The sequence below is a fragment of the Mycoplasma sp. 246B genome (genome assembly GCF_054353935.1).
This window is the reverse complement of the sequence record NZ_JBTHHM010000006.1, coordinates 1-16,927: the sequence shown is the minus strand read 5'-3', so window position 1 is coordinate 16,927 and position 16,927 is coordinate 1. Positions and strand designations below refer to the sequence as shown.

18 protein-coding genes are annotated in these 16,927 nt (G+C 25.0%); 8 read left to right on the top strand and 10 right to left on the bottom strand.

Going from position 1 to position 16,927, the window contains the following annotated elements; genetic code table 4:
- Nucleotides 1-4: 4 nt before the first annotated feature.
- The 7 genes from ACXYRR_RS02955 to ACXYRR_RS02925 form a co-directional block, all read right to left on the bottom strand.
- Nucleotides 5-733: a glycerophosphodiester phosphodiesterase family protein gene (locus ACXYRR_RS02955; protein ID WP_458597791.1), complete on the bottom strand. Its 729-nt coding sequence runs from the start codon at nucleotides 731-733 to the stop codon at nucleotides 5-7.
- Nucleotides 726-1,874, bottom strand: a complete 1,149-nt coding sequence (locus ACXYRR_RS02950) for an MFS transporter (protein WP_458597789.1) — start codon at nucleotides 1,872-1,874, stop codon at nucleotides 726-728. Before ACXYRR_RS02950 ends, ACXYRR_RS02955 begins: the two co-directional genes overlap by 8 nt.
- Nucleotides 1,865-2,116, bottom strand: coding sequence for a hypothetical protein (locus tag ACXYRR_RS02945; protein WP_458597787.1), 252 nt, complete (start codon nucleotides 2,114-2,116; stop codon nucleotides 1,865-1,867). Before ACXYRR_RS02945 ends, ACXYRR_RS02950 begins: the two co-directional genes overlap by 10 nt.
- Nucleotides 2,117-2,125: 9 nt before the next feature.
- Nucleotides 2,126-3,274: a type 2 glycerol-3-phosphate oxidase gene (gene glpO, locus ACXYRR_RS02940; protein WP_458597785.1), complete on the bottom strand. Its 1,149-nt coding sequence runs from the start codon at nucleotides 3,272-3,274 to the stop codon at nucleotides 2,126-2,128.
- Nucleotides 3,275-3,428: 154 nt separating this feature from the next.
- Nucleotides 3,429-3,650: an RNA-binding S4 domain-containing protein gene (locus ACXYRR_RS02935; protein ID WP_458597783.1), complete on the bottom strand. Its 222-nt coding sequence runs from the start codon at nucleotides 3,648-3,650 to the stop codon at nucleotides 3,429-3,431.
- 1 nt (nucleotide 3,651) lies between these two features.
- Complete coding sequence (locus ACXYRR_RS02930) at nucleotides 3,652-4,770, bottom strand: DNA polymerase III subunit beta (RefSeq protein ID WP_458597781.1); 1,119 nt, start codon at nucleotides 4,768-4,770, stop codon at nucleotides 3,652-3,654.
- A gap of 135 nt (nucleotides 4,771-4,905) precedes the next feature.
- Complete coding sequence (locus tag ACXYRR_RS02925) at nucleotides 4,906-6,321, bottom strand: helix-turn-helix domain-containing protein (RefSeq protein WP_458597779.1); 1,416 nt, start codon at nucleotides 6,319-6,321, stop codon at nucleotides 4,906-4,908.
- Nucleotides 6,322-6,572: 251 nt separating this feature from the next.
- Here ACXYRR_RS02925 and ACXYRR_RS02920 point away from each other — a divergent pair, with 251 nt between their 5' ends.
- Genes ACXYRR_RS02920 through ftsH form a run of 4 tightly spaced genes read left to right on the top strand, consistent with a single transcriptional unit; the run spans nucleotide 6,573 to nucleotide 12,418 of the window.
- A complete protein-coding gene (locus ACXYRR_RS02920) occupies nucleotides 6,573-8,969 on the top strand; it encodes an ATP-dependent DNA helicase (protein ID WP_458597777.1) in 2,397 nt (798 codons plus the stop codon).
- A gap of 1 nt (nucleotide 8,970) precedes the next feature.
- Nucleotides 8,971-9,531 carry an aminoacyl-tRNA hydrolase gene (pth, locus tag ACXYRR_RS02915; RefSeq protein WP_458597775.1) on the top strand — a complete coding sequence of 187 codons (561 nt, stop codon included), beginning with the start codon at nucleotides 8,971-8,973 and terminating at the stop codon, nucleotides 9,529-9,531.
- 7 nt (nucleotides 9,532-9,538) lie between these two features.
- The gene (tilS, locus tag ACXYRR_RS02910; RefSeq protein WP_458597773.1) at nucleotides 9,539-10,393 is read left to right on the top strand and encodes a tRNA lysidine(34) synthetase TilS; all 855 of its coding nucleotides are present in this window, start codon (nucleotides 9,539-9,541) and stop codon (nucleotides 10,391-10,393) included.
- 36 nt (nucleotides 10,394-10,429) lie between these two features.
- Nucleotides 10,430-12,418 (top strand): ATP-dependent zinc metalloprotease FtsH, encoded by a 1,989-nt coding sequence (ftsH, locus tag ACXYRR_RS02905; RefSeq protein WP_458597771.1) that lies wholly within the window; start codon nucleotides 10,430-10,432, stop codon nucleotides 12,416-12,418.
- On the opposite strand, the gene ACXYRR_RS02900 is transcribed toward ftsH, so the two are convergent.
- Complete coding sequence (locus tag ACXYRR_RS02900; RefSeq protein WP_458597769.1) at nucleotides 12,415-13,020, bottom strand: ribonuclease HII; 606 nt, start codon at nucleotides 13,018-13,020, stop codon at nucleotides 12,415-12,417. The genes ftsH and ACXYRR_RS02900 overlap by 4 nt on opposite strands.
- A 44-nt stretch (nucleotides 13,021-13,064) precedes the next feature.
- On the opposite strand from ACXYRR_RS02900, the gene ACXYRR_RS02895 reads away from it, so the two are divergent.
- Both ACXYRR_RS02895 and ACXYRR_RS02890 read left to right on the top strand, forming a co-directional pair.
- Nucleotides 13,065-13,598 carry a hypothetical protein gene (locus tag ACXYRR_RS02895; protein WP_458597768.1) on the top strand — a complete coding sequence of 178 codons (534 nt, stop codon included), beginning with the start codon at nucleotides 13,065-13,067 and terminating at the stop codon, nucleotides 13,596-13,598.
- Between the two features lie 7 nt (nucleotides 13,599-13,605).
- Nucleotides 13,606-14,340: an MAG0110 family membrane protein gene (locus ACXYRR_RS02890; RefSeq protein WP_458597766.1), complete on the top strand. Its 735-nt coding sequence runs from the start codon at nucleotides 13,606-13,608 to the stop codon at nucleotides 14,338-14,340.
- Nucleotides 14,341-14,491: 151 nt separating this feature from the next.
- On the opposite strand, the gene ACXYRR_RS02885 is transcribed toward ACXYRR_RS02890, so the two are convergent.
- On the bottom strand, nucleotides 14,492-14,854 hold the full coding sequence (locus tag ACXYRR_RS02885; protein ID WP_458597764.1) for a hypothetical protein: 363 nt from the start codon (nucleotides 14,852-14,854) through the stop codon (nucleotides 14,492-14,494).
- Between the two features lie 143 nt (nucleotides 14,855-14,997).
- Here ACXYRR_RS02885 and ACXYRR_RS02880 point away from each other — a divergent pair, with 143 nt between their 5' ends.
- Nucleotides 14,998-15,675 carry a Fic family protein gene (locus tag ACXYRR_RS02880; protein ID WP_458597762.1) on the top strand — a complete coding sequence of 226 codons (678 nt, stop codon included), beginning with the start codon at nucleotides 14,998-15,000 and terminating at the stop codon, nucleotides 15,673-15,675.
- Nucleotides 15,651-16,085 carry a hypothetical protein gene (locus tag ACXYRR_RS02875; protein WP_458597760.1) on the top strand — a complete coding sequence of 145 codons (435 nt, stop codon included), beginning with the start codon at nucleotides 15,651-15,653 and terminating at the stop codon, nucleotides 16,083-16,085. The genes ACXYRR_RS02880 and ACXYRR_RS02875 overlap by 25 nt, the downstream gene beginning before the upstream one ends.
- Nucleotides 16,086-16,332: 247 nt before the next feature.
- Here ACXYRR_RS02875 and ACXYRR_RS02870 read toward each other — a convergent pair whose 3' ends face one another.
- Entirely contained in the window at nucleotides 16,333-16,821 is a 489-nt protein-coding gene (locus tag ACXYRR_RS02870; protein WP_458597758.1) for a hypothetical protein, read from the bottom strand.
- Nucleotides 16,822-16,927 lie beyond the last annotated feature (106 nt).

The following is a 16,927-nucleotide window of genomic DNA, read 5'->3' as shown; positions in this document are numbered from 1 at the left end:
TCTATTATTTCTTTTCGAATTTATAGTTACTTATTTGAACATAAACCAATGAATCATTAGCATATTCATCAAATTTCTTCTTGTCTTTTAATGTTCATAACATCAAAGGTAAGTTGATTTTTTTATATTTTTCTTTATCTTTATCATATAAAACCCATCAAGGATTTAAGAATTCGCAAATTTCTTTAATCTCTGTAACAGAAATAGAATTAAATTGTGTTTGTGTTCAAAAAAGAAATCCTAAACGGTATTTTGAAGAAATTTTGTGCATATTTCTTAAGGTTTGGAAATTAAATGATGAAAATACTATTTTTTCAAAGTATTTATCACCATATTTTTCGGATAATTTATGTAATTTTTCTTCAATCCCTTTATACTCTTTTTGATCGGTTTTAATTTCCACATTAATTACTTTAAATTTGTCTATATATGCATCTAAAAATTCTTCTAAGGTTAAAATTGTTTGTGGTTGAGTTTTAAATTTAAAGAATTTTGAATGATCATCTTTACGAAGATCTGCTAATGTTGTAAATTCAATTTCTTTCGATGTCAATGATGTTCGATTTGTTGTTTCATCATGGATGATAACAAGTTCTTTATCTTTTGTTAAATGAACATCAAGTTCAACTCCATCAAAATTAAATTGATATGCCATTTCAAATGACAACTTTGTGTTTTCAGGTGCAATACCCGAATAACCTCTGTGTCCTAAAATTAATTGTTTACTAAGCATTTTCTAATGTTCTCCATCTATAATTTGTTTTTCCGAGTTTCTTTAGTTCTTTACTGTTAGCGATATGAACTATAACACCTGCAATTAGTCCGATAATCGCTATTGCAAGTGTAATCACAAGAATAATTTGATATCCTGTTTGAGATGTATTTGTCGAATTATTTTCTGTATATCTTTTACCCACTGCAGCTGTTACATTATATAATCAAGCATCTGTTGAAAATCCAATGAATGATAAAATCCCAATCGATGAAGCATAAGAATTCTTTTCAATATGTATTTCACCAACTTGTGTATATCTTAATGTAACCATAGCTCAAGATAAAATTCCTGCTAATAAGTATAAAATACTACTTATCACTATCACAGCAACAGAGGCTGATTTAGGTGCAAATCCCAGTAGAATAATAATTCCTAAAACAATAATACCTATTCCTGTTGTAATTAATAAGAATAATATATAACTTCTGAATTTGTCTGCTCAACGACCTATAAATGTTGATACAATCGTTCTAAGTCCATATGTTCTTAATCCACCCAAAACAGTTACAAGTATTACGGGTGCTGAATATGAATTTTGAATCAATTGTAACAAATAGTAAGCAAAGACACTTTGGAAAGTATACATACCCATTACAAATAATGATAAAGCTCATAATTTTCAGTTTTTTAAGGCTTTATAAACCTCTAAAATGTTCTTTTTAACCTTTGCTCAAGAAAGTTTATCATTATTCTTTTGCATTGGTTTTTCAGGAACTAAAACTAATACAAGCACTGATGTAACCACTAAAAATGATGCTATTAAGAATGCATAAGTTGAAAATGGTATATGTGAACTAACATCCTTTGGTGCTCAGTATGTAGTAATCATAATTCCAATAAAGAACACAAATAATAATCCGATTAAACCGTTTGCTGTTCCTTGTATCCCGTATGCTAAACCTTGATTTTCCTTAGTTGTTTGTTGGGAAACAAGTTTTCATAAGGGTGTTCAGAATACTAATGTTGATGAAACACCTCATAATCCAAATATAATTGAATATTGAATAAACACACTTTCTTTTGAATATGTACTTGAGTTTCAAATCACCCCACCAAACCAAAAAGTTATTATTCCTGTTGAAAATACTGCTATAAACAACAATCATCTTGAACTAAATTTGTTGGCAAGGACCCCCCCGGTAATTGAGTAACTAAGGTAACTCATCCTATTATCGATGTAAGGGAAGCAACTTGATCTTCACGTATATTCAAATATGTGTGTAAATTAGGTATTATATTTTTAATATAATATGGAGCTGCAATTACAAACACATCACAAGCTGCTAAAATAACTAAAGCAATGATTTGTTTGTATGTAAGTCCTTTAAATTTACTAATCATATCTTCCTTTTAAAATCTAACTTTGTATTTAGGATTGAAATGTTCTTTTTTTTCTAATTCCAATCCTGCTTTTTCTACTAATTTTGCTATTTCTTGTGCAATAGCTGGAGCAGAAGCAATAGCTGGTGATTGCATTCCTGCTGCATTTATAAATCTTGCATTTTTCTTTGCTGGTCTTATAACAAAATCATTTGTTTCTATGTCAATTGGACGCGATCCGGCAAGTGTCATAATAGTACGATCTAAACGAAGTGAAGGAATAATTTGTGTTCCTATTTGACCGATATAATCAAATTTTTCTTTTGTCACAACCCGAGTTTGATCTTTTGGAACACCCTCTTCTGCTGTAGGTCCAACCATTACATGCCCATCTAGCATAGGTGCAACGATAACGCCTTTTCCGTGAATTGTAGGAACTTTAAAGCATATAGAATTAACCACACCACCTTCAGAACGTGCAAGAATTCTATACTCACCACGTCTGGTTGTTTGTTTAAAATCACCATAACCTGCTTTTTCGGCTAAAATGTCTGCATAGTGTCCAGCAGCATTAATTACAACAGAAGCAGTTATTACTTCTTTTTTATTTATATGAATTTTAAAATCTGTTTCATCAAACTTGATGTCCTTAACTGCTGCATTATTTCTTAATTCAACACCGTTGTTTTCTGCTGCACCTAAAAACGCATATGTTGCTCGAACAGGATCTATTGCTCATGAACTTGTACATAAAAGAGCTCCACGAACTTCTGGGTTTACATTAGGTTCTTTTTTAAGAACTTCTTCTTTTGTAAGAACTTTCAGGAATTCTGCTGGAACTTTATTTATAATTCCACGTTCATAAAGCATATGTACATGTTCCATTTCTTCTTCATTAAAGGCTAAAATTAACGAATCAACTTGTGCTCTAGGAAAATCTAAATATTTAAATATTTTTTCTCTTCATAATTGATTACCTAAAACATTTAATTTTGCTTCTACTTTACCTGGTTCTGGATCAAAACCTCCGTGGATTGCTCCTGAATTACCTCTAGATGTTTCATCAGCAAAAACTGGATTTTTTTCTAAAAGCAAAATTTTTAATTTATATTGTGATAGTTCATATGCTATCGAAGCACCGATAATACCACCACCAATAATAACAACGTCATATTTCATAATATCCTCCTATAATATTAATTATAGAAAAATTATTTATTATCTTTATTAATTAATAATAAAAACTGAATTATTTTGTTTTTAAAAGAAATTATTTCCGTATTTTTGCCATAAATATGACTTTTTAAATAAAATCTAAGAATTATCTTAGATTTTATATTTCTGAATCAATACTTGTTATTTTGTATACATCATTATTTACTCAAACAATATCATTTATATATATTTTTGAACTTCTTCCTTCTGGGGTTTTTCCGTTTATTTTTATGTTATTTTCTTGTAAATATAATTTTGCTTGTCCACCCGAGTCTATTTCTTCTATTTTTTTTAGAAATTGTCCCAGTTTGATAAACTCACCTTTTATTTTTATATTCATATTAATACCTTCTTATAGGAGTAATTAGTTGTATATGATTTTTGTTTTCATCTGAAAGAACAAAAATACGATCATTTGTCTCGTTTATTTTTAAGTATATTTTTCCGTTTGGTAATACAGAAACAGCATCTTTAATAAATTGAAAATCTATATCCATTTCTAAAGGTTTTCCATTATAAGTAATATTTTTTGTTGATGCTTGAGATATACCAAGTTCAGGGACTTCAAAACTTAGTTTTAATTCTTCTTGATTTATAAAAAATGATAATCTACGTACTTTATCAGAGTTATAAAAAACAACCTTATTTATTAATTTTAAAAATTCTTCTTTTTCTATACTTAATGTTTTAGAAAAAACAGGTGTTATAAAATTATTTATATCAAGATAATTTAGTTTTGTTAAATTAGTAAAAATAACTAAGTTATCAGCAGATATACCAATTTTTTCTTCATCAAAAAACACTACAATTTCCTCTGGCATATCTTTGAAAATAAGTTTTTTTAAATTTTTTGCCTCAATAATAACATTTATATTTATTTCTTTGTTTATATTTATTAATAAACTTGATAATCTAAAACTATCTGTAGCTGTCAAACGTAGTTTATTTATATCAGTATTTTTTATATTTATACATTTATATAAAAGAGCAGTTAATCTTTCGTTTGTTCCTTGTGAAGTAGATATTGAAACATTATTAATTGCTTCTTCTAAAATTTTTGATTTTATAGTAAATTGATTTTTCTTTAAATCGAAATTGATAAAAGGATATGAATCAGAATTTAATTGTGTTAATGTATATTTAGTTGTTTTGTCATAAATTTTTATATTTTGTCCATAACTTTCAAATGTTATTCTATTATCCATTTTTTTAATTATGGTTCTTAATATGTTTGAACTAATTAAAAATATTCCTGCTTCATCTACTGATAAATCTTTTTCATCTACATTAATTATAATTCTAGCTGCTAAGTTATTTTTTGCTGAAATCAAAACAAGTTTATCTGCATCTATTTTAAAATAAATACCACGATACGGAACAAAAGCATCATTATTATCGTTATAAGAACATAAAAAATCTATATTATTATCAATAACATTTTTTGATATTGTAAATTTCATAAATTCCCTCTTATTATTTATATAATTTCTTGTGAATAAGTGCTTTAAAAACTAAAAAGCATAAAATAAGCTATAAAAACCTTAAAAATTTAACTTTTTGAACTATTAACAACTTATTTATTTATGTATAAATGTTTATTTTAAACCACGGATTTCCCGAGAAAGTTGTTCGATAGTTTTTTGAATTGATTTGTCATATCCGTCATTGTTAATTTTTTTAATAGCATTTAATATGGTTGTGTGATCTTTGTTGAATATCTTTCCTATTTCTGTGGATGAAAGAGAAAGAAAACTATTCACTAATATGATAGCTATATGTCTTGCAACAACTATTTCTTTTTTTCTAGATGAACCATATATATCTTTTTCAGATATTCGATAATATTTAGCAACAGCCTTAATAATACTTTCTGAATTAATTTCTACTTGTTGTCTAACAACATCAGCGAAAATTTTTTGAATAACATCATAAACATAATTTGTATTAATAAGTTTGTTTCGAGAAAAAGAAACACGTTTAGCTGCACCCAATAAAGCACGAATTGAACTAAAGTGATTTTTAACTATAAATTGTTTTGAATTTTCATCTAATATATGAAAATCAAAACCTTCTAAATTAAGAACAAAACCCAATAAGTTATACATTTCTTTTTCGTTTGGATTTTTAATTTTAGTAATTAAACCAGATTCCAATCTTGTTATAAGTCTGTCATCAAATTTATTTTCTAAGTCATGTATATTAAGTTCAGCAGCAACTACTGTAAGTTTATTGCTTTGGATTCTTCCATCTATAATTTCGTATATGAAATTTTTAGTTTGTTTTTTTTGTCCATCACCAAAAAGTTGAAAATCATCAAAAACAACTAAATCTAATTCTGTAAAAAACTTAATTAAGTTAGAAATCTTTAAAGATTCATTTGACATTAATAAAGAAGAAATTTGTCTTGTGAAAGAGTTTGGAGAAATATAATAACCTTTTTTACTTGCTTTAACAAATTCGTTTCCTATCGCATGTAAAAGGTGGGTTTTTCCTATACCAGAACTACCAAAAATATATAAAGTATTCAAACCAAAAGGATTGTTAATTAAATTTTGACAAATTTCAACAACTTCTTCATTAAAACCATCTTTTAAATAATTATCAAATGTTTGATTTCGAACAAAGTTGTTTGATAATTTTTTCTTTTCTTCTTTTGTGATAACTTTAGAATTGATTTTTCTTTGTTCTTCTTCTGTTTCTTTTTGATATTCTGTTTTGTTTTTTATTGTTAATTTATAAAAAACTTGTGTTCCAAATATTTCCTTTATTGCTTTATCAAAAATTTCTTTATAAAAACCATTTAATCCTAAAAGTGATTGCTCTTGTTCTAGTGGTATATATATAACTAATATGTTTCTACTAAAATCAATGATTTTCATCTTAAAAAAGAAAGACTTTCAAATAACATTGTCTGTTATTTCGTTCCTTAAATAACTTTTAAGTTGTTCAGTCAATGAATCGAGTTTAACATCTTCATAATTGTTTATGTTTTTAACAACTTCATCATTCATAATTTAAATTATAAAGTAAATAATATACACTTACAAGAATAATTAAAAATAATGATAAAATACCAAGCAAATATAAAAGTTATTCACAACTTTTACTGTTAAAATATAGATATATTAATACTTATTAACAACATTTTTTTAAATTGTTAATAACTTAATAAAAAATCGAATATATTATGTTGATAAGTCTATTAATAATTAATCTTTAAAACCATTTAAATATAAAATAAAAAAGTATAATTTAATAATATATGAAAGAAAAAAATGATTCAATTTATAAAGAAACAGGGAAGTTTGTAAAAATAATTTCTGGTGGTTTTAGTCAAGGATGAGCTTTTATGATTTTTGAATCAACAGAAAAAAAACAAAAAAAAGCAATTTATGCAAGAAAAAATGTTCCTGAGTTATATAAAAAATATGAAATAACTTATGAAATATCAAATTACAAAGATAATAGACAAGGAATAAAACTTACATCATATATACCTGTTATTGAGTATGTTGATATAGATGTTGAATTAAAACAACATATAGAAAAGATACCTAAAGTAGGAAAAATAACAGCAAAAAAAATATTTGAACAATTTGGAAGGAAGTTTTTTGACTATTTAGAAGATCCAGAAAAGAATAGCAAAATTTTAAAAAGTGTTCTTTCAGATGTTCAAATAGAAAATTCTGTTAAATATTATAAACATAATAGTGATTCAGTAAAAAAAGTGTTAAATGCCGCATCTGTCGATTCAGAAGAATATAGAAAAAATATTGAATTTTTTTATGGTAATGATTTAGTAAATTTATATACTTTTCTAAAAATTAAATATCAAACAGATTTAGAGGATTTTATAAAAAAATATAAATTACTTAATCCGTATAAACTTTACCTTGAAGATTCGTACAATTTATATGACATAGATCGTTTTGCGATTTTGCTTGGTTGAAATCAGTTGTGCGAAGAAAGATTAGATGCTTTTATTCATACAGCATTTATAGATTTAGAAGACAATAATTCGACTTATATAAATTCAAAAGAAATTGTTGATAAAACACTGACTATGATGTCCTTAGAAAAATTACCAGATTACCAAGAAAAGGTAAAAAACAGGTTAAAAGAACTTACAAAATTAAAATATTTAATTAATGATCATTTTATGTATTGTCGTGTCGAAATGCAAAAAAAAGAAGAATTTATAGTTGATAAATTAGTTAAAATAGATAAAAAAGAACCTTTGATACTAAAAAAAGAATCTGAAGATAAATTAAATTATTTATCAAACGAACAAAGAGACGCATACTTTGCTTTTATAAATCATAATGTTTCAATTATTTCGGGAAACCCCGGAACAGGTAAAAGTAGTTTGATAAAACATTTTTATAATACCTTAAAACAAAACGATTATAAAATTGAATCTAATTTTTTTATTTTAGCACCAACAGGTAGAGCGGCTTCAAATTTATCATCTAAAGGACATTTTTATGCAAGAACTATTCATAGTTTTTTAAAAATAAAAGATGATAAAGAAGAAGTTTTAGAAAACGAAGATGCAGAAAAAGCAAAAGTTATAATAATTGATGAGTTTAGTATGGTTAATATAAATTTGTTTTATAAACTACTTAATAATTGTCCAAATTTGGAAAAAATAGTATTGTTAGGCGATAAGGATCAACTTCCTGCAATAGGGCCTGGTTATATATTAAATGATTTAATAAATAGTAAAAAAATAAAAACAACAGTATTAGAAAAATTTTATAGAAGTGATTCGTTAGAAATTAAATCATATGTCGATTTTATAAATTTTCTTGGTAATTATAAAGATATCAGGTATATAAAAAATATAAAAGAATATATTAAAGAGTTATTTAAAAGAAATTATATAAATGAACAACTCTATGAAAAGGTTGTATCAACAGATTATTTACCTTCTGAAACAAATATATTTAATAAGATTCTAACATTTGAAAATAACTGAAATGATTGAATGGGATATTCGATAAAGAAAGAAAAAGTTAATTTTGTTATTTATAAAAACTTCGAAAAAGATATAGTTAATATATATAAAGGAATTCTAAATAAATATGGTATTAATGATTCTATAATATTGTGTCCTATGTATAAAGGCTTATATGGGATAAACAAAATAAATAATTTGATACAAAAACTTTATAATCCAAAAGGAAGAATTATTCATTGAACTAATTTTAATGATAATAAAGTTATTTATAAAATAGGTGATAAAGTAATTCAATTAGTTAATAAGTATGATAAAAATATTTCAAATGGTGATATAGGATATATAACTGATGAAAAGATAATTGATGGTAAGAGTCAAATAACAGTGACTTTTAAACAAGGAAATAAAAATATAAAAATTATTTATAATAAAGAAGAATTTAATGCTGAAATTAATTTAGCTTATGCTATAACAGTTCATAAATTTCAAGGAAGTGAAACAAAAGCAGTAATGTTTATAATAAATAATAATTTTAAACATATGTTAAACAGAAAACTTGTTTATACAGCGGTTTCACGTGCAATAAATGAAATATGAATATTTTCTCCAACTGAATTTTTATATTCACAACTTTTAGTTCCGCAATTTACAAAAGAAAAAGAAATATATACAAATATGCAGATTTTATTGAAGGATTAATATGAAATTAATAGTAGGTTTAGGAAACCCAGGGATTGAATATAAATATACAAGACATAATGCAGGTTTTTTAGTAATAGATGAAATTTGTAATAAATTGAATATATCATTAAATAAAACAAAATTTAATGGTGATTTTGTAAAAATCGATGATTTAATTATTGCAAAACCAAAAACCTTTATGAATTTATCAGGTAGCTTTGTTTCTTCAATGTGTAGTTTTTTTAAAATATCACCAGAGGACGTAATGGTAATTCACGATGAAAAAGATTATGAACTAGGAAGAGCAACTATTAAAATAGGTGGTTCTGGCGGAAGTCATAATGGTGTTAAAAATATAATTGACCAATTAGGGACTCAGGAATTTAAAAGACTTCGTATAGGAATAAAAACCCCTTTTCAAGGAGAATTAAAGGATTTTGTACTAGGAAAATTTACAAAAGAAGAATTTGAAATATTAAAACCTATTTTAAATATTTCAGCACAAGCAGCAATCTCATATGCGTTTAATGATATAAAAACAGTAATGAATAAGTTTAACCAAAAGAACAATGGAATATAAAAAAATTTTGTTAGCCGTTAGTGGCGGACCTGATAGTATGTATATGTTAAATAAGTATAAACATTTAGATGTTGTTGTTGCGTATATTAATTATAATCAAAGGGAAGATAGTTATTTAGATGAGCAAATAGTTACAGATTTTTGTAATAAAAACAAAATTAAATTAGAAAAACTAGTTTTAAATAAAAGTGATTATATCTCAGGGAATTTTCAAGATTGAGCAAGAGAAAAAAGATATTTCTTTTTTAAAGAAATTTATTATAAATATAATCGTAATATACTTTATATTGCACATAATTTAGATGATTATTTAGAAACAGCACAAATGCAATTAGCAAGTAACAGAACATTTTCTTTATTAGGGATAAGAAAAAAAAGTTATTTATTTAATATGAATATATATAGACCATTTCTGTTTCGTTATTTTAAGGAAACTATACTAAAAAAATGTAAAAAATATAATATACCTTTTCATATTGATTATACAAATAATCAGAATAAATATTTAAGAAATATTCAAAGAAATAAAAATAAATTATTGTCCAAATTTCAAAAAATACTAATATTAATTAATATTTATTTAAAAAACAGAAAAATACACAAAAATAATCAAATAACTGAAAAAGAATATAAAATATGATTAGAATCAAATTTTGCTCAGGAAATATTTCGTTTTTTTTTAAACAAACAAGAATTAATATATAAATTTATACATTCAAATTTTGATAATATTGAATTATCATCCAAAAAGATACAAGCGATTGAAAAATTTATACTCTCAAAAAATAGAACAAGTGAATTTAAATTAAATGATAAAAACAAACTACGGAAGAAAAAAGGAAAAATAATTGCAAAAGAATAAAGAAAAACAATTTATAATTTAATATAAAGGAGAAAAATGTTTTCAAAAAACAGAAAATCAGTATTTTGAACGATTATAAGTATTATAATAATCGCAATCATTCTTTATTTTCTAATAACAAGTTTTTTAGGTTCTAAAGAAAAAACAATTAGTTTAACTCAATTAGCTCAAAAAGTAGTTGCAGCTGCTTCTGATAAAAACCACTCAACTTATTTTACACAAATGAGAGTTGATAGTTTTTCTAATACAATATCTGCAACTTTTAATCAAAAAGTGGTTGATGGTTCTATTATACAAAGTAATTTTGTTATCTATGGAAGTTATAACTTATTTGAATCAATTTTAAAAGATATAAACTCTAATATTAAATTATCAGATGCATTTTTTGGTGACACATCACAAGGGATAGTGGGAGTGCAGGCACCAAAACCAAATGTTGCTTTAAATTTATTTATTAGTTTGATTCCAACATTGTTATTGATTGGAATAATATATTTTGTATATCGAGCTCAAGCAAAAATGATGTCAGGTCAAGGTGGAGCATTTGGAGAAAAAAATCCGGCTCAAATAATCAAATCTGATAAAAAATTTAGTGATATAGCAGGAAACAAAGAACCAATAGAAGAAATTTCTGAAATAGTTGATTATCTAAAAAATCCCAAAAAATATCAAGATTCTGGTGCGAGAATGCCACATGGCATATTATTAGGTGGACCTCCCGGAACCGGAAAAACTTTATTAGCAAAAGCTACGGCAGGTGAGGCAAATGTTCCGTTCTTCTTTGTTTCTGCTTCTAATTTTGTTGAGTTATTTGTTGGTATGGGTGCAAAAAGGGTAAGACAAGTTATAGCAGAAGCAAGAAAAAACGCACCAGCAATTATATTTATAGATGAATTAGATGCAATCGGTAGAACACGTGGATCAGGTATAGGTGGTGGACACGATGAAAGAGAGCAAACATTAAACCAATTACTTGTTGAAATGGATGGGATAAAAGAAAACTCAGGACTTTTATTTGTTGCTGCAACAAATAGGACTGATGTTCTAGATCCTGCTTTAACTAGACCTGGTCGTTTTGACCGTGTTATAACAGTTGGATTACCTGATATAAAAGAAAGAGAAGAAATTCTAAAACTTCATGCAAAAGGAAAGAGATTTGCATCAAATGTATTGTTTTCAAACATCGCAAGAAGAACTCCGGGATTTTCGGGTGCTCAATTGGAAAATGTTGTTAATGAGGCAGTCTTATTATCTATAAGAGAAAAATCAGATTTAATAACTTTAGAAATTATAGATGAAGCAATTGATCGTGTTATGGCTGGACCTGCTAAAAAATCAAGAACAATTACTAAAGAAGAACTTACAGCAGTTGCTTATCACGAAGCAGGGCATGCTGTTGTAGGGATAAGAATTCCAGGAGGTAATAAAGTTCAAAAAATTACCATTATCCCACGTGGGCAAGCAGGTGGTTATAATTTAATGATGCCTGAAAATGAAAAATATAATTATACTAAAGAAGAACTTTTAGCATCTATTGCTTCATTTATGGGTGGTAGAGCAGCAGAAGAATTTATTTATGGAAAAAATAATATTTCAACAGGTGCTTCTGATGATATAGATAAAGCGACAAACATTGCTCGTCGTATGGTAACAGAATTTGGAATGAGTGATTTAGGTCCGATAAAATATCATGAAGAAAAAGGAAGTCCGTTTTTAGGAAAAACCCTTGCTACAAATTCATCTTTATCTAACCAAGTAAGTCATGAAATTGATTTAGAAATAAGAAAGATTATTTTAGAAGCACAACGTCGTGCATATCAAACAATTTCAGAAAATACAAAATTATTAGAATTAATCAAAACATTATTGCTTCAAAAGGAAACAATTATTGCTGAAGAAATATCTTATATAGCTGAACATCTTGAATTACCACCTGAACATAATAATTCATCAGAAAGTGATTCAAGTGATCAAAGTGTTGATGATTTAATCTTCTCAACAGAGCAAGAAAAAGAACAAGATTAGTTCTTTTTTTGTATTAAATTTAAAACAGGTTTATATTTAATTCGGTGATAATCTTTTAATATACCAAATAATTTCAAGGCTTGCAAATGTTCTTTAGTAGGATATCCTTTGTTTTTATCAAAATAATACTCAGGATGTATTTTATGTAAATTCATCATATATTCATCTCTTGCAACTTTTGCTAGTATGGATGCAGCAGCGACACAGAGAGCTTTATTATCACCTTTAACCAAGTTTATTTGTCTAATATCAAGATCAATTTTTTCATAATCTGTAATCGTTATCTGGGGTGTTTTTTTAAATGATTCAATACATTGTTTCATTCCGAGTTTTGATATTGCTTTTGGATTTGAGTTATTTATATCAAAAACATCATAAAATTTTATTTTATATTCTATAGCAATATCTTTAATAAGATTAGATAGTTGAATTCTTTTGTTTGGTGCAATTTGTTTAGAATCTTTTATATCTTTATTAAGATAATTTTTTGGAAGCATCACACAAGCAACAACTAAAGGTCCGGCGATACAACCTCGACCGACTTCATCGCAACCAGCAATATAATCATATTCACCAAGATGTTCTATTTCAAAGTTTAACATAACAATATTTTATAATTTATTATATAATTACAAAAGGAGAAAAAATGGCATCATATGTAACTGCAAAATGTAACAAATGTGGTCGAACATCTCATTATATTTTTGGTTTTTCTGAAGACTTAAGATTATTCGATTTATTTTTAAGTGAGTATAAAAAAGTACAAAAGGACTTGTTTAAAGAAGAAGAGTTTTATAAATACTTTAATGATTTATTTAATAAAGATATTGTAGAATATCAAAAATTAACTGATCAAGAAAAGAATGATATATTAAAACATAATTATCAAAATATTCTTAATTTCTTTTGAGAAGAAGAAATAAAGATGATAAAGAAAAATATATTAACAGGTTATGAGTTAGAACTATATCCTGTGGTTATTCTATCCAAACCTGCTGAAGAACGTGATATTCTAAATGTTCCGCTGTTAAAAGTGAAATTTTTAGACGGAAGTGAATATAATCGTAGATACAACTCACAACAATCACAATATGTGCAATTTAGCGAAGATCAAAAATTATTAACATGTCCATATGAATTAAAATTAACAGCTGAAAATATTAATGAAGAGGAAAGGTAAAGGTAATATGAACGATATAAATTTAAATGCATCAGGAATCGAAATAGATATAAATATTGAAAGAAAAAAGAAGGCAAAATTATGAGGAATTTCATTAGCAGTATTAGGTTTTTCTTTTGCTTTTGTTATAACAATTTCGTTAGTGATTCAATATTTTTTAAGAAGAAATAATAACCCCCAAATAGCACTTATAATGTTATGAGTAGGTTTAGCAGCATTGTTTGTTTTATCGCTTGTATCAGGTTTTTTATATAAAATTAAAAGTAAATTTATTTATTTTTATTATTTGTTTCAGTTAGGGACTTGGATACTAATATTTACGGGAATTTTATTTTTCTTTTTACAAGTTTATAAATTAGATACAGTTAGATTTCTAGGAATAAGTTTATTACCAATTTTAATTATTGGAGTTTTTGGATTAATAGGTTATTTTGAAGTAATTAAAATAAAATTCTTATATGCTTTCATAGGTGTATTATCAATTGCTTTAATTGTAATGTTTTTTATATCAATATTTGTTTTTGGTATTACTTGATATTATTCAGCAGTTGCTATTGTATTGATTGCAGCGATGACAGCAGCTGATATATATCAAGTACGTAAAGAATTAAATTATGTGGTCTATACAGATTCTAATTTTCAATTTAAATATGCATTAAGTGTTGGTATAAGATTATTTGTTAATGCAGCATCGATATTATTACAATTATTAATGTTAATAATGGGAGCAAGTAAAAAATAAGTGGTTATACTTATTTCCAAAATGCAATCTAAAAAGCTACACAATAACTTAATTTTTATAGTGTAGCTTTTTAGATTGCATTTTGGTTCATCACATTGTGATGTTTTATATTGCTTTTTGTTCAAATGGTTTTGATTTCTCACTTAAATTGTTAGTTTTTATTAATCTTAGTAGATAACATAGTATTTAATATTGCTACAGGGATAATAAATAAACCAAATAAAACCGGAACAAGTAAAGTAAGAACAAATATAGATATAGAATAATAAGTTATATCTTGTTTTTCTTTGTTATTAATTTGGTAACCAAATATTATTGTATTTAAAACAAGCACTGGTATATAAGTTAATATAGATAGAATAACAAAAACCAAAAACACAATATATACATATGGAAAACCGCCAAATATCATTGCTAAGTAAAAGACAAAAACAAGTGTTATAAATAAGATGATAACATAACTTAATATCGTAGATGTTAATGATAAATTATAAGTTTTAGATATTTTTTTCATTTTTCCTTTCTTTATAACTTAATAATACAAAAAAAAAAAAAAAAACTGAAGCAAAATATTAAAGAATGACGCTCGGGAGCACCACCCCGACGTCCTACTTTACTGCTTTATTATTAAATATTTTTATATATAATTAAATAAAGATGAAAAAAAACAAAAAAGAAATTGAAATACTCGCTTTAAAATTAACTCATAGTTCTTGCGTGATAGAGAATAATACATTTACATATCAACAAACAAAGGAATTATTATCACAAAAACAAATAAATTTTAATGAATACAGTACTAAAAAACTAAGAGAAGTGTATGAGTTACTAAATTTTAAAGAAGTAATTTTATATATTTTGGATAATTATAATAATTTAAAAATAGATAATGAAACAATAAAACTAATTCATAGTATTATAATGAATAATATTATAGAAAATAAAGGATTATTTAGAAGACATAATGTTGCAATTAGTGGTTCGTATGTTAGACTTTGTGATTATTCGGTTGTAGAATATAAATTACAAAACTTAAATGCTAAATTTGAAAATATAATAAAAACAACAACCGAAAAATTAGAAAATATTTTAGAATATCATTGTAATTTTGAAAAAATACATCCTTTTAGTGATGGAAACGGAAGGACAGGAAGAGCAATATTATTCTTGATGCAACTTCAACATAATTTGGATATTTTATATATAGATCCAGATTATAAACAAGAATATTATCAAGCATTAAGTGAGTATGATATTAGAGGTGATATTAAACCGCTAAAACGACTTGTTTTAAAAACTAAAGGTAATATATGTTTAAAAGACAAGATATTATAGAAGATTTAGTAGTTAAATATATATATTTTTATGAAGTAAAAGATAAAAATAATTATAATTATCGGTTTGTTTCTGAACTTTTAAAGGAAGAAATGATATATACTAAACCCGACTTTAAAATGAATGTTAATTTAATTTTAAAATGGGTGAAGATGTATAAAGAATCAGTAAAACTTTTAAATATAAATAACATTAGAATAATTTATAAAAATCATTTTGATTTATATAAAAAAGTCCAAAATTATAAATTGAGTAATTATAAGAGTTTTATTTTATATAATCAAATATGTTTAAATAACTATAAATCACCATTATACCAACTTAATTTTAATAAGAATTTCTCTAACAAAAAAGAATTTGATTCTTTTTATAAGTATGAGTATTATGACTTTAATTTTTTAACCAAATAAAACAACACAATTTTGTGTTGTTTTATTTGGTCTTTTACTATTCTATATAGACTTTAATTGTTTGTATTATATGTATTTTTTCAAACTTAATATTATTCTAGGATAGTCATTTATATTATAACTAAACCAAATATCTAATATCTTGTGTATAAATATTAAATATAATCAAAACAAAGCAATTTATCAAGAAATACTTTGTTTTGATTATATTAAAGCAAAAATGCATAAATACTAAAATTGAGCAAAATTAATTTCTACTATGCCAAAACTTTTTGAAATGCATCTTTGTTGTTGTCTTTTTGAATGTCTGTTGCTTAATTATATCTTCTAATTCTATTGATGATATAAATAACATTACTGTAATAGCAATATGAATAAACATAGCTGATAAAGAAATCATTGGGATTCAAGCAAAAAATTGTGAAAAAATTATTAATCCAAGGTTAACAAATATCATAACTTTTATATTTCCGATTTCAGAAGCTTCCTGACTAAATGATAATATAAAAATTATTATAATTAAGATGAATATTACTAAATAAATAACTACATTTATTACAGTTATAGAAGCATAAGTGGGAATAACATTAAACATATTTATGAATAATGCATTGTATGTTCTACTATCAATAACTTGTTTGATAGGATATAAAATAGTTGTTAATATTCATAAAGTTATAGTAATAACTGACAAAATAGCAGCAGATAAATTGAGTTTTTGCAAAGCTTTAAGCATTATAATCCTTTCTTTATTTAGAATACAAAAAAAAAAAAAAAACAAAGAAATTTAAAGTAGGACAAAAAGATTAACAATTAATTCTGTTAATCTTTTTGTTTTATTA